The 23,843-nt window shown below is 69.9% G+C and carries 23 protein-coding genes; 21 read left to right on the plus strand and 2 right to left on the minus strand.

Annotated elements, in window-relative coordinates:
* The first annotated feature begins 2 nt into the window (after positions 1-2).
* From ACWH49_RS01070 to ACWH49_RS01095, 6 genes are read left to right on the plus strand one after another with little or no spacing between them, the layout of a single operon-like run.
* The gene (locus ACWH49_RS01070; protein ID WP_448169767.1) at positions 3-632 is read left to right on the plus strand and encodes a TetR/AcrR family transcriptional regulator; all 630 of its coding nucleotides are present in this window, start codon (positions 3-5) and stop codon (positions 630-632) included.
* Positions 629-1,135: a MaoC family dehydratase gene (locus tag ACWH49_RS01075; RefSeq protein WP_448169768.1), complete on the plus strand. Its 507-nt coding sequence runs from the start codon at positions 629-631 to the stop codon at positions 1,133-1,135. The genes ACWH49_RS01070 and ACWH49_RS01075 overlap by 4 nt, the downstream gene beginning before the upstream one ends.
* A 31-nt stretch (positions 1,136-1,166) precedes the next feature.
* Entirely contained in the window at positions 1,167-2,840 is a 1,674-nt protein-coding gene (locus ACWH49_RS01080; protein WP_448169769.1) for an electron transfer flavoprotein-ubiquinone oxidoreductase, read from the plus strand.
* A 5-nt stretch (positions 2,841-2,845) separates the two neighbouring features.
* A complete protein-coding gene (locus ACWH49_RS01085; RefSeq protein WP_448169770.1) occupies positions 2,846-3,712 on the plus strand; it encodes an SDR family oxidoreductase in 867 nt (288 codons plus the stop codon).
* Complete coding sequence (locus tag ACWH49_RS01090) at positions 3,709-4,593, plus strand: SDR family oxidoreductase (protein ID WP_448169771.1); 885 nt, start codon at positions 3,709-3,711, stop codon at positions 4,591-4,593. The genes ACWH49_RS01085 and ACWH49_RS01090 overlap by 4 nt, the downstream gene beginning before the upstream one ends.
* The gene (locus ACWH49_RS01095; protein WP_448169772.1) at positions 4,590-5,837 is read left to right on the plus strand and encodes a CaiB/BaiF CoA transferase family protein; all 1,248 of its coding nucleotides are present in this window, start codon (positions 4,590-4,592) and stop codon (positions 5,835-5,837) included. The genes ACWH49_RS01090 and ACWH49_RS01095 overlap by 4 nt, the downstream gene beginning before the upstream one ends.
* Before the next feature lie 3 nt (positions 5,838-5,840).
* Here ACWH49_RS01095 and ACWH49_RS01100 read toward each other — a convergent pair whose 3' ends face one another.
* Positions 5,841-7,007, minus strand: a complete 1,167-nt coding sequence (locus tag ACWH49_RS01100; RefSeq protein WP_448169773.1) for a CaiB/BaiF CoA transferase family protein — start codon at positions 7,005-7,007, stop codon at positions 5,841-5,843.
* A 27-nt stretch (positions 7,008-7,034) separates the two neighbouring features.
* On the minus strand, positions 7,035-8,138 hold the full coding sequence (locus ACWH49_RS01105; protein ID WP_448169774.1) for an NAD(P)H-dependent flavin oxidoreductase: 1,104 nt from the start codon (positions 8,136-8,138) through the stop codon (positions 7,035-7,037).
* A gap of 62 nt (positions 8,139-8,200) precedes the next feature.
* Between ACWH49_RS01105 and ACWH49_RS01110 the strand changes: the two genes are divergently transcribed.
* Genes ACWH49_RS01110 through ACWH49_RS01180 form a run of 15 tightly spaced genes read left to right on the plus strand, consistent with a single transcriptional unit; the run spans position 8,201 to position 23,840 of the window.
* Entirely contained in the window at positions 8,201-9,121 is a 921-nt protein-coding gene (locus ACWH49_RS01110) for an IclR family transcriptional regulator (protein ID WP_448169775.1), read from the plus strand.
* Positions 9,118-10,107, plus strand: coding sequence for a Bug family tripartite tricarboxylate transporter substrate binding protein (locus ACWH49_RS01115; RefSeq protein ID WP_448169776.1), 990 nt, complete (start codon positions 9,118-9,120; stop codon positions 10,105-10,107). Before ACWH49_RS01110 ends, ACWH49_RS01115 begins: the two co-directional genes overlap by 4 nt.
* A gap of 34 nt (positions 10,108-10,141) precedes the next feature.
* Complete coding sequence (locus ACWH49_RS01120) at positions 10,142-10,600, plus strand: MaoC family dehydratase (protein WP_448169777.1); 459 nt, start codon at positions 10,142-10,144, stop codon at positions 10,598-10,600.
* Positions 10,601-10,637: 37 nt separating this feature from the next.
* The gene (locus tag ACWH49_RS01125) at positions 10,638-11,795 is read left to right on the plus strand and encodes an acyl-CoA dehydrogenase family protein (protein WP_448169778.1); all 1,158 of its coding nucleotides are present in this window, start codon (positions 10,638-10,640) and stop codon (positions 11,793-11,795) included.
* Positions 11,796-11,809: 14 nt separating this feature from the next.
* The gene (locus tag ACWH49_RS01130; RefSeq protein WP_448169779.1) at positions 11,810-12,700 is read left to right on the plus strand and encodes an SDR family oxidoreductase; all 891 of its coding nucleotides are present in this window, start codon (positions 11,810-11,812) and stop codon (positions 12,698-12,700) included.
* On the plus strand, positions 12,700-13,884 hold the full coding sequence (locus ACWH49_RS01135) for a CaiB/BaiF CoA transferase family protein (RefSeq protein WP_448169780.1): 1,185 nt from the start codon (positions 12,700-12,702) through the stop codon (positions 13,882-13,884). Before ACWH49_RS01130 ends, ACWH49_RS01135 begins: the two co-directional genes overlap by 1 nt.
* A 5-nt stretch (positions 13,885-13,889) precedes the next feature.
* Entirely contained in the window at positions 13,890-15,137 is a 1,248-nt protein-coding gene (locus tag ACWH49_RS01140; RefSeq protein WP_448169781.1) for an acyl-CoA dehydrogenase family protein, read from the plus strand.
* Entirely contained in the window at positions 15,121-16,242 is a 1,122-nt protein-coding gene (locus ACWH49_RS01145; protein WP_448174281.1) for an acyl-CoA dehydrogenase family protein, read from the plus strand. The genes ACWH49_RS01140 and ACWH49_RS01145 overlap by 17 nt, the downstream gene beginning before the upstream one ends.
* Entirely contained in the window at positions 16,239-17,468 is a 1,230-nt protein-coding gene (locus tag ACWH49_RS01150) for a thiolase family protein (RefSeq protein WP_448169782.1), read from the plus strand. Before ACWH49_RS01145 ends, ACWH49_RS01150 begins: the two co-directional genes overlap by 4 nt.
* An 11-nt stretch (positions 17,469-17,479) precedes the next feature.
* Positions 17,480-17,923, plus strand: a complete 444-nt coding sequence (locus ACWH49_RS01155) for a Zn-ribbon domain-containing OB-fold protein (protein ID WP_448169783.1) — start codon at positions 17,480-17,482, stop codon at positions 17,921-17,923.
* Positions 17,920-19,230, plus strand: a complete 1,311-nt coding sequence (locus ACWH49_RS01160; protein ID WP_448169784.1) for a phenylacetate--CoA ligase family protein — start codon at positions 17,920-17,922, stop codon at positions 19,228-19,230. Before ACWH49_RS01155 ends, ACWH49_RS01160 begins: the two co-directional genes overlap by 4 nt.
* Before the next feature lie 4 nt (positions 19,231-19,234).
* Complete coding sequence (locus tag ACWH49_RS01165; RefSeq protein WP_448169785.1) at positions 19,235-20,995, plus strand: acyl-CoA dehydrogenase family protein; 1,761 nt, start codon at positions 19,235-19,237, stop codon at positions 20,993-20,995.
* A gap of 26 nt (positions 20,996-21,021) precedes the next feature.
* Positions 21,022-22,179, plus strand: coding sequence for an acyl-CoA dehydrogenase family protein (locus ACWH49_RS01170; RefSeq protein ID WP_448169786.1), 1,158 nt, complete (start codon positions 21,022-21,024; stop codon positions 22,177-22,179).
* On the plus strand, positions 22,180-22,974 hold the full coding sequence (locus ACWH49_RS01175) for a CoA-transferase (protein ID WP_448169787.1): 795 nt from the start codon (positions 22,180-22,182) through the stop codon (positions 22,972-22,974).
* Complete coding sequence (locus tag ACWH49_RS01180) at positions 22,971-23,840, plus strand: hypothetical protein (protein WP_448169788.1); 870 nt, start codon at positions 22,971-22,973, stop codon at positions 23,838-23,840. The genes ACWH49_RS01175 and ACWH49_RS01180 overlap by 4 nt, the downstream gene beginning before the upstream one ends.
* The last annotated feature ends 3 nt before the right edge of the window (positions 23,841-23,843 follow it).

Here is a 23,843-nt window from a genome sequence, read left to right on the forward strand (position 1 = left end):
CCATGTCCACCAAGACCCGCGAGAAACCGGCTGCCGTCGAAGCAGACACTGCCACGCGCGAACGCATCCTGCTCGAGGCCGCCCGGCTGTTTCGCCATCATGGCTACGCCGCCACCACCTTGCGCGAAGTCGCCGACGCGTCGGGCATCAAGGCCGGCAGCATCTACTACCACTTCGAGTCCAAGGAACAGATCCTCGGAGAGGTGCTGGACAAAGGCATCCAGGTCGTTGCCGATGCGGTGCGCCAGCGGGTTGATGCGCTGCCCGAGAGCGCGACGGCACGCCAACGGGTCGCGGCGGCGATCGAGGGGCACTTGTGGGGCCTGCTTCACCACGGCGATTTCACCTCGGCGAACATCCGCATCTACGGACAGATTCCGACCGCCGCGAAGAACAGCCACCGCAAGATTCGCCGCAGTTATGCGGATTACTGGGATCGCCTCCTGGAAGACGCGCTGAAACGCGGCGAGCTGCGCCGGGACACGAGCACCGCGGTGATCCGGCTGTTCGTGATCGGCGCCCTGAACTGGACGGTCGAGTGGTACAACCCGCAGAAAGGTTCGTTCGCGGACTTCGTCAAGCAGGTCACCGCGATCATCTTCGACGGCACCTTCGAGGCTAGCGCAGCATGAGCGTCAAACCGGGTTGGGAAGGGCGTTTCTTCGAAGATTTCGAGGTCGGCGACGAGTACCGCCACCCGCTCGGGCGCACGCTCACGCAGCAAGACAACATCTGGTTCACGCTGCTGACACAAAACGTGGCCGCGGTGCACTTCGACGTGCACTACGCGGCGCAGACCGAATTCGCGCGCCCGCTGGTCAACTCATGCCTGACCCTGGCGCTCGTCACAGGCCAGTCGGTGATCGATGTCTCGTACAACGTGTTCGCCAACCTCGGCTGGGACGAGGTCCGCCTGCCCAAGCCGGTGTTCGAGGGCGACACGATCTACTCACGCTCGGCGGTACGCGACAAGCGCGAATCCAAGTCGCGCCCCACCATGGGTGTGGTCACCGTGGCCACCGAAGGCTTCAACCAGGACGGCGTGGTGGTGTGCACCTTCAAGCGCACCTTGATGGTCTACAAGCGCGGCATGGGGCCGAGTCGCGCGCTGCCCGTCCCGAAGACGCCGATTTAAGACCCACCGCGCCTGCGCGCGCCATGCCCACGTGAACTCCCAGGAACTGATCGAACGCTTCGGCCCGCGCGAAGCCATGGAGTACGACGTCGTGATCGTCGGCGCCGGGCCAGCCGGCCTGGCGACAGCGATCCGGCTCAAGCAGCTCGATGCCGAACTGTCGGTGGTCGTGATCGAGAAGGGTTCCGAACCGGGCGCGCACATCCTGTCGGGCGCGGTGATGGACCCGCGCGCGATCGGCGAACTCATTCCCGACTGGAAGGCACAGGGGGCGCCGCTCGCGCAGCCGGTGACCGGCGACGACGTGTTGTTCCTGTCCGAGACCGGCAGCACGCGCACGCCCGACTGGCTGGTGCCGCGCAACCTGCACAACGACGGCTGCTACGTCGTCTCGCTCGGCAACGTGGTGCGCTGGCTGGCGCAGCAGGCCGAGGCGGTGGGCGTGGAGATCTTCCCCGGCTTCGCCGCCGCCGAAGTGCTGTACAACGAACAGGGCAGCGTTCGCGGCGTCGCGTCCGGCAACATGGGCGTCGGCAAGGACGGCGAGCCCACCGGGTCGTTCCAGCTCGGCATGGAGCTGGCCGGCAAGTACACGGTGTTCGCCGAAGGCGCACGCGGCCACCTGGGCAAGCAGCTGATCGCGCGCTACCGGCTCGACCAAGGCAGGGACCCGCAGAGTTTTGCCATCGGCATCAAGGAGTTGTGGGAGGTCGACCCGGCCCGCGCCAAACCGGGGCTGGTGGTGCACACCGCCGGGTGGCCCATGGTCGACCAGACCTTCGGCGGCGGCTTCCTCTACCACCTGGCCGGCAACCAGGTGACGCTGGGCTTCGTCGTCGGGCTCGACTACCAGAACCCGTTTATGAGCCCGTTCGACGAGATGCAGCGCTGGAAGACACACCCCGCGATCCGTGCGCACATCGAAGGCGGCAAGCGCCTCGGCTATGGCGCGCGTGCGATCAACAACGGCACGCCGCAGGCGCTGCCCAAGACCGTGTTCCCGGGCGGCGCGCTGGTCGGCTGCGACGCCGGCTACCTGAACGCGGCGCGCATCAAGGGCAGCCACGCGGCGATCAAGAGCGGCGTGCTGTGCGCCGAGGCGATCGCGCCGGCCCTGGCCGCCGGACGGCAGCGCGACGAACTGCTGGCCTACCCCGCGGCTTTCGAGAAGAGCTGGCTGAACGAGGAACTGCAGCAGACCCGCAACTTCAAGCTCTGGTTCAAGAAGGGCAAGCTGATCGGCAACCTGATGACCGGCATCGAGCAGTGGCTGCTGCCCAAGCTCGGCATCGCCAGCCCGCCGTGGACCCTGCACGGCACCAAGCGCGACCACGAGAGCCTGCTGCCGGCCGACCAGGCCACGCCCATCGTCTACCCCAAGCCCGACGGCAAGCTCAGCTTCGACCGCCTGTCTTCGGTCTTCGTCAGCAACACCAACCACGAAGAGAACCAGCCTGCGCACCTGACGCTGAAGGATGCGGCGGTGCCGGTGGCGCTGAACCTGTCGAAGTACGCGGGCCCGGAAAGTCGCTACTGCCCCGCCGGCGTCTACGAGTTCGTGAAGGACGACGACCAGACCGAGCGGCTGCAGATCAACGCGCAGAACTGCGTGCATTGCAAGACCTGCGACATCAAGGACCCGTCGCAGAACATCGTCTGGGTCACGCCCGAAGGCGGCGGCGGCCCCAACTACGCTGGAATGTGAACCCCATGAATGAACCGCAATTCGGCTGGAATGATGCCGCGCTCTCGGAAGCGCCGCGCGTCTTCGAGGCCGGCCTGTTCGACGGCCAGGTCGTGATGGTCTCCGGCGCCGGCAGCGGCATCGGCAAGGCCATCGCCTTCCTCTACGCGCGGCTGGGCGCCAAGCTCGTCATCTGTGGCCGCGACCGAGCCAAGCTCGACGCCTGCGAACCCTGGCTGCGCAAGCTGGGCAGCCCCGACGTGCTGGTGCAGCAGGCCAACATTCGCCAGCCCGAAGACGTCGAGAAGCTGCTGGACGCCACCTATGCTCACTTCGGGCGCCTGGACGTGCAGGTCAACAACGCCGGGGGCCAGTTCCCGAAGGCCGCGCTCGACATCAGCCCCAACGGCTGGAAGGCGGTGGTCGACAACAACCTGAACGGCACCTGGTACATGATGCACGCCGCCGCGAAGCGCTGGCGCGACACCGGCACGCCGGGCAACATCGTCAACATCGTGCTGACCTTCCAGCGCGGCTTCCCCGGCGTGGCCCACTCCTGCGCCGCGCGGGCCGCCGTGACCTACCTGTCGAAGACGGTCGCGGTCGAATGGGCAGCGCACGACATCCGCGTCAACTGCATCGCTCCGGGCGTGATCGAGAGCACCGGCTTCAAGCAGTACTCGGCCGAGGCGCGCGAGCAGTTCCCGCGCGGCAACCCGATGCTGCGCCAGGGCGACGTGCAGGACATCGCGCACGCGGTGATCTACCTCACCGGACCCAGCGGCAAGTTCATCACCGGCGAGCTGCTCAACGTCGATGGCGGTGGCGTCCTGTGGGGCGAACTCTGGACGATCCCCAAGCCCGCCTACTTCACGCAGGAGCAGGCGGCATGACCGCGCCCGTCCAACAGCCGAAGTTCGGCCCTGGCGACGAGGCCCTGTCGCAGCTGCCCACGGTGTACCGTGACGACTTGTACGCTGGCAAGGTCGTGCTGGTGTCCGGCGCCGGCAGCGGCATCGGCAAGGCGATCGCCTTCCTGTTCGCACGCCTGGGTGCCACGCTGGCGATCTGCGGCCGCAAGCTCGATGCGCTGGAAGACTGCGCCGAGAAGCTGCGCGCGCTGTCGGGCCGCGAGGTCTTCGTGCACCCGATGACGATCCGCGATCCGGGCCAGGTCGAGGGCCTGCTCGACGCGGTGTTCGAGCGTTTCGGCAGCATCGATGTGCTGGTCAACAATGCCGGCGGGCAGTTCGCCGCGCACGCGATGGACTTCACCGACAAAGGCTGGAACGCCGTCATCGACACCAACCTCAACGGCACCTGGTACATGATGCAGGGCACGGCGAAGCGCTGGGTCAAGCAAGGCAAGCGCGACGGCAGCATCGTCACCATCACCGCCGCCGTGGACCGCGGCCTGCCAGGCATGGCGCACACCGCAGCCTCGCGTGCCGGCGTGATCGCGTTGTCGCAGACACTCGCCGTCGAATGGGCCGAGCACGGCATCCGCGTCAACTGCATCGGTGCCGGCGCGATCGAGAGCAACGGCTTCAACAACTACAAGGAAGAAAACGTCGGCGGCCTCTTCCGCACCAACCCCATGCTCAGGGCCGGCGACGTGCAGGACATCGCCGAGGCGGTGGTCTACCTCACGGCATCCTCGGGCAAGTACATCACCGGCGAGACCGTCAACATCGACGGCGGCATGGTGCTGTGGGGCGACTTCTGGCCCGCCGGCATGCCCGACTACTTCAAACCACCCGCTTCGAACCCATGACCTCCGCACAGGACAAGACTACCGCCAACACCGGGCCGCTGGCCGGCATCAAGATCGTCGACCTCACCACCGTGGTGATGGGCCCGTTTGCGTCGCAGATCCTCGCCGACCTGGGCGCCGACGTCATCAAGGTCGAGTCGCCCGACGGCGACACCGTGCGCAACATCGGGCCCAGCCGCAGCAAGGGGATGGGGCCGATGTACCTGGCGCTGAACCGCAACAAGCGCAGCATCGCGCTCGACCTGCGCAAGCCCGAGGCGCTGGCAGCGCTGAAGCGCCTGATCGCCGGCGCCGACGTGCTGCTGTTCAACATCCGGCCCAGTTCGATGGGGCGCCTGGGGCTGGGCTATGACGACGTCGCCGCGATCAACCCGCGCATCATCTACTGCGGCGCCTACGGCTTCGGCGAAGGCGGACGCTACGCCGGCAAGCCCGCGCTAGACGACCTGATCCAGGGCGCCGTGGCGCTGCCCTCGCTGGTCGGGCGCGTCACCGGCGAGCCGCGCTACCTGCCCACCAACATCTGTGATCGCACCACCGGCCTCACCGCCGTGTACTCCGTCACCTCCGCACTCTACGCACGCGAACGCACGGGCCGTGGCCAGGCGATCGAAGTGCCGATGTTCGAGACCATGACCCAGTTCGTGCTGTCCGACCACATGTACGGCCAGACCTTCGATCCTTCCCTGGCCGACGCCGGCTACGTGCGTCTGCTCGCCAAGGACCGTCGCCCCTGCAAGACCCGTGATGGCTACATCTGCGTGCTGATCTACATCGACAAGCACTGGAAGAATTTCTGCGAGATGCTGGGCCGCGAGGAGATGCTGAGCGACCCGCGCTTCCTGCGCATGGCCGACCGCACGCGCAACGTCGACGCGCTCTACGCCTTCGTGACCGAAACCATGCTCACCCGCACCACCGCCGAGTGGATGGACGCGCTCGCGAAGGCAGATATCCCCGTGACGCCGATGCACACGCCGGCCACGCTGATGGACGACCCGCACCTGGCCGACGTCGGCTTCTTCGACTGGATCGATCACCCCAGCGAAGGACGCATCCGCACGATGAACGTCCCAGGCACCTGGTCCGACACGCCGCCGGCCATCCGCCGTCATGCCCCGCTGCTCGGCGAAAACACGCGCGAGTTGCTGGCCGAGGCCGGCTACGCGCCGGCCGACATCGATCGCATGCTGGCCAGCGGTGCGGCAAGCGCCCCGGCCGTGCCGGCCAAGGCAGAGCCCTGACGCTCAGCCCGCGCGCGCGCCACCCGCGCGAACGACGCCGCTGCGCACCAGCGCGTCCAGTTCCGACGCCGGCACGCCCCAGCGCCGCACCTGTTCGAGCGCCCCATCGTCGGCGGTGTGCGGCGCGCGCGGCAGCGCCGCAGGCGTGGCGCTGAAACGCGGCGCCGGCGCCGGCTGCACCACACCGCCGATGTCGACGAAGGTCGCGCGGGCCTGATTGTGCGCATGCGTCGGCGCCTCCAGCGGCGCCAGCACCGGCGCGAAGCAGGCGTCGCTGCCTTCGAGCAGTTCGCACCACTGCGCCCGCGTGCGCGTCTCGAAGATCGCGGCCAGGCGGGCCTTGCTCTCGCCCCAGCGCGCCATGTCGTCGAAGTCGAAGGCGTCGACGCCCAAGCCCAGGCGCTTCAACAGGACCTCGCGGAACTTCAGTTCGATCGGCGCCACCGACACGTACTCGCCGTCGGCGCAGCGAAACACCTCGTAGTGCGGCGCCCCCGAATCCAGCAGGTTGGTGCCGCGCGGCCCGGTGTGCATGCCGCTGCCGAGCATGCCGTACAGCGAAGTCATCAGCATCGCCGCGCCGTCGACCATCGCCGCATCGACGATCTGCCCGGCTCCGCCGCGCTGCGTGTTCCACAGCGCCGCGAGCATGCCGAAGGCGAGCAGCAGGCCGCCGCCGCCGAAGTCGCCGACCAAGTTCAACGGCGGTGTCGGTGGCGCACCGGCGCGGCCGATCGCATGCAGCGCCCCCGACAGGGCGATGTAGTTCAGGTCATGCCCCGCGGTCAGCGCCAGCGGCCCGGTCTGGCCGAAGCCGGTGACGCGCCCGTAGACCAGCTTGGGTTGTTGCGCCAGACAAGGCTCGGGGCCGAGGCCGAGCCGCTCCATCGTCTGCGGCCGAAAACCCTCGATCAGCGCATCGCTGCAGGCGACGAGCCGGCGCGCGAACGCGACCCCCTCGGCGGCTTTCAGATCGACCGCGATCGAGCGCTTGCCGCGGTTCAGCAGGTCGAATTTCGGCGCCCGCTCGATGCCCAGGCCGCTGGGCGCAAGCCGGTCCACACGCAGCACCTCGGCGCCCAGGTCGGCCAGCAACATGCCGCACATCGGGCCAGGCCCGATGCCGGCGAACTCCACCACCTTCATGCCGCTCAGCGGTCCTTGGCTCATTGTCTGTTCTCCTTGAACGATGGAATATCAACCGAGCAGTCGATCAAGGCGTTCCTTGGCCTCGGCCAGTTCGCCTAGCATGTCCTGCACCACCTGACGCACCGAGGTCTCTTCGCGCATGTCGGCAACGATCTGCCCGACGGGGTAGGTCAGGAACTCCTTGGCACGCACCCGCTCGACCCGCGTGCGGCCCTGACCCCACCACAGGATCGCCTGCAGCGGCGCGGGCAGCGGCTCGGGCGCGCCGGGCGCGTCCCAAGCATCGGTGAAGGCACTGCGCAGTGTGCGGCAGGGTTTGCCGGTGACGCTGCGCGTCAGCACCGCGTCGTCGGGGCCGGCTTCAAACATGCGCGCCTTGATCTCGGGCGTGACTTCGCTCTGCACCGTCTTCAGCCAGATCGAGCCGCACCAAGCGCCTTCGCAGCCCAGCGCCAGCGCCGCCGCGAGCTGGCGTCCGCGGCCGATGCCGCCGGCGCCGAGCACGGGCAAGGGCGCGACCGCGTCGACGATGCGCGGCCACAGCACCATCGAGGTGGTGCTGCCGGTATGGCCGCCGGCCTCGGTGCCGACCGCGATGACGAAATCACAACCGGCATCGCGGTGCTTGATCGCGTGCTTGGGCGCCCCCGCCATCGCTGCGACCTTGATGCCGCGCGCATGCGCGCGCTGCACGAGTTCTGCCGGCGGCGAGCCGAGCGCATTGACGATCAGCTTGATCGGGTGGCGCAGCGCGATCTCGATCATCGCGGCGCTTTCGCCCGGCGTGAAGTTGAAGGTGGAGACCAGGTCGCGCTCGATCTGCGCCGCTTCGGCCGCGGGCAGCGCGGGGACACCCGCGCGGTCGAGCATGCCGCGCACGAAGGCCAGGTGCTCGGCCGGCAGCAGCCGGTCGGCGTCGTGCTTGGCCTCGCCTTCGCCCGCGTCCTGGTAGGTCGTGGGCATCAGGATGTCGACGCCGTAGGGCCGGCCACCGATGTGGTCGTCGATCCATTGCAGTTCGGCATCGACGCGCTGCGGGCTCATACGGGCCAGGCCGAGCACGCCCAGTCCCCCGGCCTTCGAGACCTCGACAACCACGTCTCGGCAGTGCGAGAACGCGAAGATCGGCGCCTCGATTCCCGAACATCTCACACAAGCGGTTTTCCATGCTGGCTCCGTGACGATCGGTCCGATATTGGACTATCATACCAATAATGGACCATCCATCGGAGACGATCGACCCCGGCAACGACGACTACAGCGGCCCGAAATCGCCGCTGCGCGTGATGCAGATCGTCGAGTTGCTGGCGGCTTCGAACAGCGGCCTGTCGCTGGCCGCGATGACCGAGGCATTGCAGATCCCGAAGACCAGCCTGTTGAATCATCTTCGGGTCATGGTGGTGGCCGGCTACGTCAGCTCGCGCGACGCGCGCTACACGCTCGGCCCGGCGTCGATGCGGCTGGGCGCGATCATTGCCGCCGACGCTGGCGTGCTGGCCGCCTGGCGCCCGGTGGCGCTGGACCTCGTCGCGCAGAGCGGCGAGACCGCGATGCTCGCCACGCTCGACGACCGCAGCGCCGAGGCGCTGTACATCGACGTCGTCAACAGCGATCAGGACATCCGCTACTCGCCGCGCGTCGGCTCGCGCTGGCCGCTGTACTGCACCGGCATGGGCCGCGCGCTGCTGGCGTTCCAAGAGCCGGTCTTCCTCGACCGCTACCTGGCCAGCGCGCGCACGGTCGAGCGCACCGAACTCACCGTGACCGGCGTGGCGCGCCTGCGGCGCATCATCGCCGGCGTCCGCAGCGCCGGTGTCGTCGTCACCGAGGGCGAGCACACCGTCGGCGCCGGTGCGGTGGCGGCGCCGATCATCGAACGCGACGGCCGCGTGCGCTGCGCCATCGGCATTGGCGTGCCGATCGCCCGCCTCGGGCCGCGGCGCGAGGCCTTGGCCGGGCTCGTGGCCGACGCTGCGCGGCGCGTCTCGTGGACGCTCGGCGGACACGGCGCGAGCCCGAACCCGAACCCGTCGACGATCACCGCCCTCACCCCGCTTCCCGGCGAGGCGCGGCACCCTGCCGCACGCTCGTCGCCAATGCCAAGGGCCGCCGCGCCCATACGGAGACACCGATGACCATGACCCTTGCCATGACCGCACGCCGCCTGTCGCGCGGCATCGCCGTCGCATTGATGCTCGGCTTGGCTTCGTTCGCCAGCCAGGCGCAGTATCCGAACCGGCCGATCCGGCTGGTCGTGCCCTACGGCCCGGGCTCGGCCACCGACACTTTCCTGCGCCTGGTGGCCGAGCCCCTCGGCGCGGCGCTCGGCCAGACCGTGATCGTCGACAACCGGCCCGGCGCGCAGAGTGCGCTCGCCACCGACCTCGTCGCGAAGGCCCCCGCCGACGGCTACACGCTGCTGGCCGCCACCAATTCACTCGTCGCCAATCCGGCCGGCATGCTGCACAGCGTCAGCTACGACCCGATCCGCGACTTCGTGCCGATCACCCGGCTCGGCGGCACCTCGTACGTGCTCGTCGTTGCGGCCGACCAGCCCTGGAAGACGCTCAACGAACTGCTCGCCCATGCCCGTGCCAATCCGGGCAAGCTCAACTACGCCAGCGGCAACCTGGGCGGCCAGCTTTACGGCGGCATGCTGATGAAGGCGGCCGGCGTGGACATGGTTCACGTACCGTTCAAGTCGACGCCACCGGGTCTGCTCGAACTGCTGGGCGGGCGGGTGCAGCTGATGTTCACCGACCTGGCGACGGCCGCGGGCCAGTCCAAGGCCGGCAAGGTGCGGCCGCTGCTCGCCACCGCGACGCAACGCAGCGCGCTGTTCCCCGATGTGCCGACGATCGCCGAGTCGGGCGTCAAGGGCTTCGCCGACATGCCGGCTTGGTGGGCGCTGTACGGCCCCGCCGGGATGCCCAAGGACGTTGTCGAGCGCCTGAACCGCGAAGTCAGCGCGATCCTGCAGCGGCCCGAGCTGCGCGCCAAGCTGGCCGCGCAGGGCATCGACACCATTCCGTCGACGCCGCCGGGCCTGGCCGATTTCACGCGCGAGCAGTCGCAGGCCTACGTGCGGCTGATCAAGGAATTCAACATCCAGCCGGAATGACCCGGTTGCAACGCATCGCGAAGAGACTCGATCCATGCACCCTGCCCAACCCCTCTGGCTCGGCGACATCCGCCCGGGCATGCGCCTGCCTCTGCCAGGCTTCGACTGCAGCGCCGAACTGGTGGCCGGCTACGCCGACCTGCTGGACGCGCGCCATCCGATCCATGTCGACCCCGAGTACGCCAAGACCACGCGCTACGGGCGGCTGATCGCGCACGGGCCGCTCGTCATCGCCAAGGTGCTGGCCGAGTTGAACGGCATCTTCGGCACCGCCCTGCAGGTCATGCTCGACGTCGGCGAGTGGCGTTTCCACGGGCCGGTGTTCGTCGGCGACGCGGTCCAAGTCGAGTGTTTCGTGATCGACGTGAACGCGGCCAAGGGCAGCAGCGCCGGCGCGGTCAGGCTCGAGATCCGCGTGCTCGGCAACGACGGCGCGCTGGTGCAGCGCGGCACCGTCGGCGTGCTGATTTCGCGCGCTGCGGCCAAGACCTGATCGCCCATCTTCAACTTCCATCAAGGTACCGCATCCCATGAGCCAACCCGAACGCCGAGTCCCCCCCAACAGCATCGACCGCGAAGCGTTCCGCGACATGTGCCGCAAGTTCGCCGAGCGCGAAATCAAGCCGCGCTGGGAACAGGCCGACCGCGAGGCGCGCTTCCCGCGCGAGTTCTTCGTGGCCGCCGCCAAGGCCGGGCTGATCGGCCTGCACGCGCCTGAATCGATGGGCGGCGCCGACCTCGGCGTCACTGAAGAAGCGATCTCGATCGAAGAGCAGGCCAAGGCCAACCCGAACCTGGCGATCATGGCGCTGATCCAGGGCGTCGCCGGCTCGTTGCTGGCCGAGCATGGCCATGCGGTGCACCACGACCTGGTGCGCGCCAACATCGCCGGCGAGTGCCTGCTGGCGCTGGCCGTCACCGAGCCCGAAGCCGGCAGCGACGTGCAGAACCTCAAGACCACCGCCACGCGCCAGGGCGACGAGTGGGTGCTCGACGGCATCAAGTCCTTCATCACGCTGGGCGGCGACTGCGACACGATGCTGGTGCTGGCGCGCACCGACCCCACCCAGGGCCGCCGCGGCATGCACTTCTTCGCCGTCGACCGCAACACACCGGGCGTCGAAACCTCGCAGATCAAGACCTACGCCAACCGGCCGCTGCCGACCTACCGCGTGATGTTCAACAACGCGCGCGTGCCCGAGTCGCGCCGCCTGACCGCCGGCTTCGGCGCCATCATGGCCGGCTTCAACCGCGAGCGCGTGATGGTGGCGGCGCGCTGGCTCGGCCACATGCAGACGGCGCTGGCCTGGGCGCTCGACTATGCCAAGGTGCGCCAGCAGTTCGGCAAGCCGATCGGCGCGAACCAGAGCATCGCGTTCTTGCTCGCGCAGGGCCATGTCGACGTCGAAGCCTCGCGCCTGTTCACCTACCATGCGGCGCAGCGCTGGGACAGCGGCGCGGCCATCAAGGACATCATCCTCGATGTCTCGTCCGCGAAGCTGTTCGTCACGCAGGCGGTGTACCGTGTGACGCAGAACGCGCTGCACATCGGCGGCGGCTGGGGCATCACCGAGGAACTGCCGGTGATGCGCATGGCGCTCGACGCGCTGGTGGCGCCGGTCACCGTGGGGTCGTACGAGATCCAGCTGCGCGTGATCGCCAAGCAGCTCGGCCTGCCCTGCGACTGAGCGGGCTTGCGACGATGACCCAAGTGTCCGCCGGCGCGTCGCCCTACCGCTCGGCCTTCCGCCCCGACCTGCTCGCCGGCCAGGTGATCGTGGTCACCGGCGGCGGCTCGGGCATCGGCCGCTGCACCGCGCACGAGCTGGCCGCGCTCGGCGCCACACCGGTGCTGGTGGGCCGCACGCTGAGCAAGCTGGAAAGCGTGCACGCCGAACTCGCCGAACGTGGCTGCCGCGCCGGTGTGCAGGTGATCGACATCCGCGACGGCGCCGCGGTGCGCGAAGGCGTGGCCGCCATCCTGGCCGAACACGGCCGCATCGACGGCCTGGTCAACAACGCCGGGGGCCAGTTCCCGAGCCCGCTGGAGAGCATTTCCGACAAGGGCTGGGACGCCGTCGTGCGCAACAACCTCAACGGCAGCTTCAGCATGATGCGCGAAGTGTTCACGCAGTGGATGCGCGCGCATGGCGGTGCCATCGTCGGCGTGGTCGCGCCGGTCGACTTCGGCTTCCCGAACATGGGCCACACCGGCGCCGCGCGCGCCGGCGTGATCAACCTGACGCAGACCGCGGCGCTCGAATGGGTGGAGCACGGCGTGCGCGTCAACGCGGTCGCACCGGGCTCGATCATCGGCAGCGGCCTGGGCACCTACAGCGCTGAATTCCAGGAGCGGCTGAAGACGCGGCGCACCCACATCCCCTATTACCGCCTGGGCACCGAGGCCGAGGTCTCGGCCTGCATCTGCTTCCTGCTGTCGCCGGCTTCAACCTACGTCACCGGCCTGGTGTTGCAGGTCGACGGCGGGCTGCGCCTGGCCAAGCACAACTGGACCGTGCCCGAGCATCAGGCCATACCGCCCTACGACCCGTTCGGACAGTCCGCGCGGCCGGAGTTCCTGAAGGGGCAATGATGTCGCTGCCCTTCTCCGCACTGCGCGTGCTCGATGCTAGCCAAGGCTACGCCGGGCCGTACTGCGGCATGCTGATGGCCCAGCACGGCGCGCAGGTCACCAAGATCGAGCCGCCCGAGGGCGACTGGATCCGCGGCATGGGCACGCGCCACGGCGAACACACCGCGCTCGACCTTGCCGTCAACCGAGGCAAAAGCAGCATCGTGATCGACATGCGCGCCGAGGCCGGGCGTGCGCTCGCGCGGCGCCTGGCGGGCGGCTGCGACGTGTTCATCGAGAGCTTCCGCCCCGGCGTGGCCGACAAGCTCGGCCTCGGCTACACGGCATTGGCTGCCGCGATTCCGAACCTCGTCTACCTGTCGATCAACGGCTTCGGCCCGACCGGCCCCGACGCCGCGCGGCCCGGCACCGACACCGTTCTGCAGGCCTTCTCCGGCATGATGGCGCTGAACCGCGACGCGGCCGGCAACCCGAGCCGCGTCGGCTTCCTGATCGTCGATGCGCTGTCGGCGCTGTATGCGTTCCAGGCGCTGTCGGTCGCGCTCTACGCGCGCCTGGCCGGCGGCGGCGGGCGCCATCTCGAAATCAGCCTGATGCAGTCGTGCGCGGCCTTCCTGGCGCCGAAGATCATCGAGTCGCGGCTGGAGCCCGGCGGCGCACGCTCGCTCAACGCGCCGGCCGGCATCTACCGCAGCAGCGACGGCTGGATCGCACTGGCCCTGAGCAAGGAAACGCAGTTCCGCTCGCTGGCCGCAGCCATCGGCCGCGCAGACCTGCTGGCCGACGCGCGCTTCGACAGCTTCGAGACCCGCGCGCGCCATCTGCCGGCCTTGCTGCCGGCCATCGAGCAGGCGCTGCTCGGCGCCACCACGGCCGAATGGCTGCAGCGCTTTGCCGCCGCCGACGTGCTGTGCAGCCGCGTCAACGGCATCGCCGAGTGGCTGGCCGAACCGCAGGTGCAGGCGATGGGCGCGTTGGCCGAAGCGCTGGCGCCGATGGGCGCGATCCCGCTGCCGCTGATCCCCGGCGCCGGCGCGCCGCACGGCAACTGGCCGGCGATCGGCGGCGACGGCGCGCAGGTGCTGCGCGCCGCGGGCTTGTCTGAGCCCGAAATCGATGCGCTCGTCGCCGCCGGCACGGTCGTGCTTCCTCCCTCGCCGGCCCGCGACACAGCAAGGCATTGAAGACGATGGACCTCACCCTGTCCGACAAGCACCAGGCGCTGGCCGACGAGGTGGCGCAGTTCGTGGCCCGCCACGGCGCGCGCGCCCCGAAGCCGCACGCCGGCTACCAGCCGCCGGACGAACGCATGCTCGACTGGCAGGCCCTGCTGGTCGAACACGGCTACTCGGCGCGCACCGTGCCGCGCGAATACGGCGGCTTCGGCGCCGCGCCCGACGTGCTGGAAGGCGCGATCATCGCCGAGGGCTTCGCGCGTGCCGGCGTCTGGCAGGGCTTCATGAACCAGGGCGTGCGCATGGTCGCGCCGACGCTGCTCGAGGTCGGCACCGAAGCGCAGAAACGCGACTACGTGCGCCCGACCATCCTGGGCCGCATGCTGTGGTGCCAGGGCTATTCCGAACCCGGCGCCGGCAGCGACCTGGCATCGGTGCAGACGCGCGCGGTGCGCGACGGCGACGACTACGTCATCAACGGCCAGAAGATCTGGACCAGCTTCGCGCACTACGCGCACATGATCTACGCGCTGTGCCGCACCGAGCCCGAACGCCCCAAGCACGCCGGCCTGTCGTACCTGCTGCTGTCGATGAAGACGCCGGGCATCGAGGTGCGCCCGCTGCCCAACATGACCGGGCGGCGCGAGTTCAACGAGGTCTTCTTCACCGACGTGCGCGTGCCGGCCAGCCAGATGGTGATGGGCCCGGGCGACGGCTGGAAGGTGGCGCAGGTCAACCTGAGGCACGAACGCCTGAAGCTCGGCGACCCCGACAAGATCACGCAGCGCCTGCACCGCCTGGTGACGCTGATGCGCGCGCCTCAGGCCGACGGCCGCGTCGCGATGCAAGAACCCGAACTGCGCGCCCGGCTGCTGCAGCTGCAGGCCGAGGCCGCGGCGCTGCGCGCGCACCACCTGCGTTTGCTGACCGAGCAGGCGCAGAACATCGACTCGGGCGTCAAGCGCCTGATCGTCAAGCTCGCCGGCACCGGGCTGCTGTGGCGCCTGTCGGCGCTGGCGCTCGACGCCTGCGGCGAGGCCGGGCTGCGCTACGCGCCGCATGCCGATGCGAGCGACGACGACGAGGTCACGGTCTGGAACTTCGACCACATGTACGACCTCGGCATGCTGATCGGCGGCGGCACCTCGCACATCCAGAAGAACATCATCGCCGAGCGCGGCCTCGGGCTGCCGCCCGAACCGCGCGCAGCATCCGCCGCACCGGCGGCGAACCCGGGAGACCAGCATCGAATTCGGTCTTGACGCGGCGCAGCGGCAGTTCGATGCCGCGCTGCGCGCCTTCATCCGCAGCGCGGTTCCGCTCGACCGCGTGCGCGCGCTCGCCCACGGCGGCTTCGACAGCGCGCTGTGGCGCGAACTGCAGGCGCTGGGCGTGCCGGCACTGCGCGTGCCCGAGGCCCACGGCGGCTTGGGCTTGGGCTTGCTCGACGCGGCGGTGGCCGCCGAGGCGCTGGGCAGTGGCAGCGTTCCGGCACCGTTTGCCGCTGTCGCGGTGATGGCGCCGGCCTGGCTGCAGGGCGCGGCCAGCGCCGCGCAGCAGGCCGAGTGGCTGCCGCGCATCGCCAGCGGCGAGATGCGCGTCGCCATCGCGCTCGACGCACTGGAGCGTGCCGCAGGGCAATCGCCGTCGATGTCGGCCAACGCCCTCAGCGGGCAGGCCGGCGGCGTGCTCGACGCCGCAGGCGCCAGCCACTGCCTGGTGCTGCTCGGCGATGGCCGCACGGCGCTGGTCGCCCTCGATGGCCGCGATGTCGGCGTGCAGGCGCGGGCCAACATCGACGGCACGCGCAGCGTCGCCGACCTTCGTTTCGACGCCGTACCGGCCGTGCTGCTGGCCGCAGCCGCCGACCCCTGGGCGCTGGCGCGTCGGGTGCGCGACTCCGGCCGCATCGTGCTGGCAGCCGACGCCATCGGCGCCGCGCAGCACATGCTCGACTCGGCCGTGGCCTGGGCCGGCGAGCGGGTGCAGTTCGGCCGCCTGATCGGCAGTTTCCAGGGCCTCAAGCACACGCTGGCCGAAGCGGTGACGCTGCTCGAACCGTGCCGCGCGCTGTTGTGGCAGGCCGCGCATGCGCACGACCAGCAGGCCGACGACGCGGCGCTGCTGGCCTGCCACCTGAAGGCCCACGTCGGCGACGTGAGCCGCGAGGTCGCGCGCATGACGACCGAGGCGCACGGCGGCATGGGCTTCACCGATCTGCTCGGCCTGCACCACTGGTTCAAGCGCTGCGCCTTCGACCGCCAGTTCCTCGGCACGCCGGCGCAGTGCCGCGACGAGGCCGCTTCGCTGCAGGGCTGGGACCAGGCCCTGCCCACCACCACTCTACCGACAGGAGTCACCGCTTGAAGACACCCGACCGCTCCCTCGGCCGCGTCGCCGCCATCATCGGCATGGGCGATTCGTACGCCGACAAGCAGGACGTCAAGGACCCGCTGCAGCTCGCCACCGAGGCGAGCTGGGCCGCGTTCAAGGACGCCGGCATCCGCAAGGACGACATCGACATCCTGCTCACCGGCCGCTCGCCCTGGGCCGACCGGCGGCCGCAGTGGAACAACATCTTCGCCTCGCACATGCAGATGCCGGTGCGCATGACGACCGAGATCACCTTCCACGGTGCCGGCGTCAACGCGATGATCGGCCAGGCCGCGCTGGCCATCGCCGCGGGCGTGGCCGACTACGTGCTGTGCGTGCAGTCGGATGCGGTCGAGCTGTTCATCGACGCCACCGCGGTGGGCGCGGCCACCGACGCCTGCCCGCAGTTCGAGTTCCCCTACGGCCCGACGATTCCGACCATCTACGCGCAGCTCGCCTGCCGCTACATGCACGAGTTCGGCGTCACCGAGGAAGACTTTGCCGAGGTCGCGGTGCAGCGCCAGGAATGGGCGATCCATCACCCGAAAGCGGCCAAGCGCAGGCACGGCCTGATCACGGTCGACGACGTGATGCGCTCGCCCTACATCTCGTCGCCGCTGCGGCGCTGGATGTGCGCCACCTGGGGCCCTGGCGGCACCGCAGGCGCCTTCGTCGTCACCAGCGTCGAACGTGCGAAGCAGGCCAAGCGCCCGATCTACATCCACGGCTTCGGCACCTGCACAACTCACGAGTACCTGTGCGAGCGCATCAACCTGCGCAAGAGTCGCATTCCGCTGGGGCCGCTGCCGGCCATCACCACCACCGGCGCCGCCCACGCCGCGCGCGAGGCCTACGCGATGGCCGACATGACGCCGGCCGACATGCAGCTCGGCGCGCTGGCCGGCAACTTCTCGCACACCGTGCTCGTGCAGCTCGAAGACCTGGGCTTCGCGCCCAAGGGCCGCGCCATGGACCTGGTGCGCAGCGGGCGCATGCGCCCGGGCGGCGACTTCCCGGTCGACACCAACGGCGGCTGGATGGGCTTCGGCCAGCCCGGTATCTCGGTGGCCGCCGACTCGCTGGTCGAGACCGTGCGCCAGTTGCGCGGCGACCCGCTCGGCCTGCTCGCCGGCAACTCGCCCAAGCGCGCGATGGCGTATTCGGCCGGCGGCATGCTGGCCTGCCACAGCGCCGTCATCCTCGGCACCGAAGCCCAGTAGGAGCACACACCATGTTGGAACAAGGCGAGTTCGCCGACTACACCGAATCATTCCCGACCCCTCGCGTCACGCAGGACGCGCTGCCCTACTGGGCCGCCGTCAAGGAAGGCCGGCTGCTGTTCCAGCGCTGCCCGGCCTGCCGCGGCGCGATCTTCCCGCCGCGCTCGATCTGCCCGATGTGCGAGGCCGGTGCCACGCCGGCGTGGGAAGAGTCCAAGGGCGCGGGCAGCATCTACAGCTTCTCGGTCGTGCACCGGCCGCCGTCGGCGGTGTGGCGCGCGCGTTCGCCCTACACCATCGGCCTGGTGCGGCTCGACGAAGACTGGTTCCTGTTCACCGAGATCGAAGGCCGGCCCGAGGACATGGCGGTCGACAAGCGGGTGCAGGTGGCATTTCCGGAACGCGAGGTGCCGCTGCCGGTGTTCCGCCTCGTCAGCGGCGACGCAGCGCGATGAGCGACGCGCGTGCCCTGTGGGACGCCGCGGCCGAAGGCATGGCGCCGGAAGTCCGGCAGGCGCTGCAGCTCAAAGGCGTGCAGGCACTGCTGGCCTGGGTCAAGGAACGCTCGCCGATGCAGCGCGAGCGATTGGCGCAGGTCGACCCGGCCGCGGTGCGCAGCCTGGCCGACTTTGCCGCACTCGTGCCGCTGAGCACCAAGGACGAGCTGCGCGCCGCGATGGACCGCGTCGGCAGCGCCCTGCCCCACCTGTGCGTGCCGCGCGAAGACATCGTGCTGTCCGGCCCGTCGGCCGGGACCAGCGGACGCCAGACCTACCAGGCCTTCGACGCCCACGACCTGGACCGCAACGTCGAGCTGGCGGCGCGCCTGTTCTGGTGCAGCGGGCTGCGGCCGGGCGATGTGCTGCAGATGCTGGTCACGCCGTTCACGCCGGCGGCCGACATCTTCCGCCTCGGCGCGCAGCGCGCCGGCGCGCAGTGGATCATCCGCGACAACCACGAGCCAGCGCAGGTGCCGCGTTATGTCGAGGTCGCGCGCTCGCTCAAGCCCACCTTCCTGCAGGCCGGCGTGGCCACGCTGCGCGCGATGGCCCAGCACGCCGCGGCCACGCCCGAAGGCGGGGCGCTGCCGTACCGGCGCGCGATCCTGATGGGCGCGGCGCTTGGCGCGGAGGCGCGCGAGCAGTTCCGCCAGACGCTGGGCATCGAGGTCACGACGCTGTCGGGCCAGGGCTCGGATTTCAACCTCTTCAGCACCGAGTGCCCGGCCCACGACGGCGAGCACTGGCACGGCGAGGACATGACGCTGGTCGAGGTCGTCGACCCGGCCACCGGCGCGCCGGCGCGCGAGGGCGACGTGGGCGAGATGGTCATCACCGACTTCTACCGCCGCGCCACGCCGCACGTTCGCTGGCGCACCGAGGACATGGTGCGTGTGCACCCGGGCGTGTGCAGCTGCGGCCGCACGTCGCGCCGCTTCACGCTGCTCGACCGGCTGGCCAACCGCGTGCCGGTGCGCGGCAGCGCCGTCTATCCGTTCCAGGTCGAGACCGCGCTGTCGCGCAGCGATGACGGCCGCAATCTCGAATTCGCGCTGGTGCGCCGGGCGGTCGAGCCGCAGACGCTGGAAGTGCGCCTGCTGCGCCCCGCCACGCTGGCCGACGACGCCGCGGCCCGCGTGGCGCAGCGCCTGCAAGCCCACCTCGACGCCGAGTTGAAGCTGCCCACGCAGGTGTCGTTCCACGACGACCTGCCGCGCGTCGGCTACAAGACGCTGCGCGTGCTCGACGACAAGACGGCGTGATGCCATGAGCCTTGCCGAACCAGCCGCCGGACGCGGCTCCGCCGCGATTCCCGCCGACTGCCACGGCCAGAACTTCTGGCGCATCGACCCCGCGGTGCAGGACCTGCTCGCGCTGAGCCTGGGCCGCGCCGAGCTCGCGCACTTTCGCCCGCACTTCGACCGCCTGGGCGAACTCGCCGGCGGGCGCCTGGACGAACTCGCGGCCAGCGCCGAACGCCACCCGCCGGTGCTGCGCCCGCGCGACCGCTTCGGCCGCGACGAGGACTCGATCGACTACCACCCGGCCTACCGCGAGATGGAGCGCATCGCCTGGAGCGATTTCGGCCTGGTCGCGATGAGCCACCGCGGTGGCGTGTTCGGCTGGCCGGAGCCGGTATCGCCGCTGGTCAAGTACACCTTCAAGTACTTGTTCGTGCAGGCCGAGTTCGGCCTGATGTGCCCCGTCAACGGCTGCGACACCGCCGCGCACGTGGTCTTCAAGCACGGCGACGACGCGCTCAAGGCGCGCCTGGCACGCGTGCTCAGCCAGGACATGAACGAGGTGCTGAAGATCACCCAGTTCATGACCGAGAAGAACGGCGGCTCGGATCTCGGCAGCAACGAACTGCGCGCCGAACGCGATGGCGAGCACTGGCGCCTGCACGGCGAGAAATGGTTCTGCAGCCACACCGACGCCGACTATGCCCTCGTGCTGGCGCGACCCGCCGGCGCACCCGCGGGCACGCGCGGGCTGGGCATGTTCGCGGTGCCGCGCCGGCTCGACGACGGCAGCTTCAACCGCAGCCGCATCGTGCGTCTGAAGGAGAAGATGGGCACGCGCTCGATGGCGACCGGCGAGGTGATCTTCGACGGATCGCTCGCCTATGCGGTGGGCGACGTGGCCGACGGCATCAGGAACGCGATGGCGCCCGTCAACCTGTCGCGGCTGTCGCACGGTGTGCGCGCCGCTGCGATGATGCGGCGCTGTCTGAACGAGGCACTGCAGGTGGCGCGCCAGCGCGTCGCGTTCAAGAAGACGCTGATCGACCACCCCTTGATGCGCCGCTCGCTGCTCAAGCTGATGCTGCCGACCGAGCAGGCGCTGTCGGTGTTCGTCTTCACCGCGGCGGCGATGCGTGAGGCCAACGCCGGCCAGCCGCGCGCGCGCGCATTGCTGCGCATCGCCACCGCGCTGCTGAAGTTCCGCGCCTGCCGCGACAACGTGCGCGTGGCCACCGCGGCGATGGAAGTGCGCGGCGGCCTGGGCTACATCGAGGAGTGGGTGCATTCGCGGCTGGTGCGCGACGCCCACATCGGCCTGCTGTGGGAAGGCACGAGCAACATCAACGGGCTGGACATCATCACGCGCGCGGTGCGCAAGGACCGCGCCGAGCAAGCCTTGCACGCGGCCCTGCTCGAGCGGCTGCAGCAGCCGGCGATCCCGACGGCGCTGCGCAGCGAATTGACCGCGGCGCTCGACCGCAGCACGGCCTTCGCGCGCCGCATCGCCGACGATGCGACGCTGGAGGCGCATGCGCGCACGGCCTCGTCAGCGCTGTACCACGCGCTCAGCGCCTGCCTGCTGGCTTGGGAAGGCGCCGAGATCGGCAGCCGTGGCGGCGATGCGCGCCGGCTGCTGCTGGCTTGGTTGGTGCTGCGCCACCGGGCCGGCCGCCTCGACCCATTCGATCTTTCCAGCGACGCACGCGAGCAAGACGCGATCAGCCTGCTGCTCGACACCGCGCCCGTGCCGCTGGCGCGCGCGCAGGCGCTGCTGAACGACTGAACCACAAACCAACCGGAGCACGACCCATGGATTTCGAACTGAGTGAAGAACAACGCGCGATCGCCGAGACGACGCGCCGTTTCGTCGAGAAGGAAATGCCACGCCAGCAGGTGCTGCAGTGGTCGCGCGACAAGGTCGAGCCGCCGCAGGAGCTGTTCAAGAAGTTGGGCAAGATGGGCTACTACGGCTTCCTGCTGCCCGAGGCCTACAGCGGGCTCGAGAAGCCCGACCCGATGGGCATGCTGGCTTTCGTCGAGCAGTTCGCGCGCGCCTCGTCGGCCATCACCACCGCCTGGGGCCGCGTCGCGGTGATCCTGGCGCCGCTGGTGGCCAAGTTCGGCACCCAGGCGCAAAAGGACATGGTGCTGCCCAAGGTCATGGCCGGCGACATCTTCATGGCGCTGGGCCTCACCGAGCCCGGCTCCGGCAGCGACGCGGCGTCGCTGCGCACCACCGCCGTGAAGCGCAGCGACGGCCACTGGGTCATCAGCGGCGAGAAGCTGTATTGCTCGCAGGCCAAGTCGGCGGGCTTCCTGATCCTGGCCGCGCGCACCGACCCGCACGCCGTCAAGCAGGAGGGCATCTCGACCTTCCTGATCCCCAACCCGGGCAGCAACCCGGCGATCGAACTGACGCGCATCGAGACCATGGGCCTGGGGCCGGTGCCGACCTTCTCGGCCCACTTCCGTGACCTGGTGCTGCCGCCCGACGCGCTGATCGGGGCCGAGAACAAGGGCTGGCAATGTGTGCTCGGCGGCCTCGACAACGAGCGCCTGTACCACGGCGCCATCGGCGTCGGCGCCTCGCAGGCCATCATCGACGAGGTGGTGGCCTACCTGAAGCAGCGCGTGCAGTTCGGCAAGCCGCTGTCGAAGCTGCAGTCGGTGCGCCACAAGATCGTCGACATGCAGTTGCGCACCGACGCCGCGCGGCTGCTGGTCTACCGCGGCGCCAGCGTGCTCGAGAAGACCGGCGCCTGCCACAACGAGGCCTCGTTCGCCAAGGTGGCCGGCGCCGAGTGCTACATGCACTGCGCCTACACCGGGCTGCACCTGCTGGGCGGCTACGGCTACACCGTCGACTCGGGCCTGCCGATGCACTTTCAGGATGCCAAGCTGTTCGAGATCGGCGGCGGCGCGATGGAAGTGCAGCGCGACATCATCGCGCGCGGCATGGGGCTGTAGATGGCGCAGTCGAACGGAAAGCTGGCAAGCCTGGCCGACGCCGCCGAACTCGCGCGCGGCGCGGCGCGCGTCGCCCTCGGTGGCTGGAGCTTCAGCCGCCGGCCGCTGGCCATCGCGATGCACTGGGCCGCGCACGGTCTGCGCTTCGACGAACTGCTGGTGCTCACCGGCGGCGTCGAGACCGACTTGCTGGTCGCCGCCGGCGCGGCGCAGCGCGTGCGCGGCTTCTACCTCGGCATGGAGGCGCTGGGCATGGGGCCGGGGCTGAAGGCCGGCTGCGACGTGATCGAGGAAACCGAGACCTCGCTGATGCTGGGCCTGAACGCGGCGGTCGAGGGCGCGTCCTTCCTGCCAATGGCGGCGCGCCATGGCGTCGCGCTGGCGCAGGTGCGACCCGATCTGCGCCGCGTGCGCTGCCCGTACACCGATGAAGAGCAACTCGCGATCCCGCCCCTGCCCATCACCGTGGCCTACGTGCACGCATGGCGCGCCGACCGCCAAGGCAACGCGGTGTTCGGTGGCCACCGGGCAGCCGACCGGCTGCTGGCGCTGGCGGCGGACCGGACCGTCGTGACCTGCGAGGAACTGGTCGACGACATCACGGCCGGTGGGGTCGAAGCCGATCTGACCGAGCCCCTGGTCAGCATGGTCGTCCACGCGCCCGGTGGCGCGAAACCCGGCGGCTGCCTGCCCGGCTACGAAGCCGACTGGCCGGCACTGCTGGACTACACGGCGCTCGATCGCGACGCCGTGTCCGGCTGGGCCCGCGCCCGGCTCGAAGGAGGGGCACGATGAGCGACAACGTGAACGTCAACGACACCCGCGGCGACACAACCGCCACGCCACCCGACGTGGCCGAGATGATGGTCTGCACGATGAGCGACTGGCTGCTGCGCGCCGAGGTCATCCAGCTCGGTCTGGCTTCGGCGCTGAACCAGGTCGCCGCGCTGCTTGCGCAGGCGCGCACGAATGGCCAAGGCCCCGCGCTCGAAGACCCGGCGGCGCTGACGCTCACGCGCGCCCAGCGCCCCGCTTTCCTGAGCCGCAGCGAACGCGCCGCCCAGATCGGCGCACTGCGGCGCTACGAGGCACCCGAATGGATCGGCCAGATGATGCCGCGCCTGTCGGGCCGCGTGCGCCAATTCGTGCGCCCGCTGCAGATCGACGCCCAAGGGCGCATCAACAGCCTGCGCGTCGCCGACAAGCAGGGGCGCCTGCGCCGCTTCGCCGGCCTGGCGGGACTGGCCGAACTGGCCGAAATCGCGCAGCCCTTTCTGGTCTATCTGCCGCAGCAGGACCAGCGCTGCTTCGTCGATGCGGTCGACTTCGTCGTTGCCGACCCGCTGGCCGCGCACGCGCCGGGTGTCGGCCATGTGGTGATGGTCACCGACCTCGCGGTGTTCGAGTTCACGTCGGCCCGTGCGCGCGCCCTCAGCCGCCACCCCGGCGTGACGCACGAGCAACTGCGCGAGCGCACGCCGGCTGGGGTGGCGGTGGGCAGCGTGCCGTACACGGCCAAACCGGACGCCGCACTGCTGCAGCGGCTGCGCACGCAGATCGACCCGCACCGCGTGCGCGACATCGAGTTCGCCAGCGGCCCGGCGCGACGCGACGCGCTGCTGCGGCTGTACGAGCGGGAGGCGGCACATGCCCTGCCGTAGAGT

This window comes from Rhizobacter fulvus (assembly GCF_964020785.1).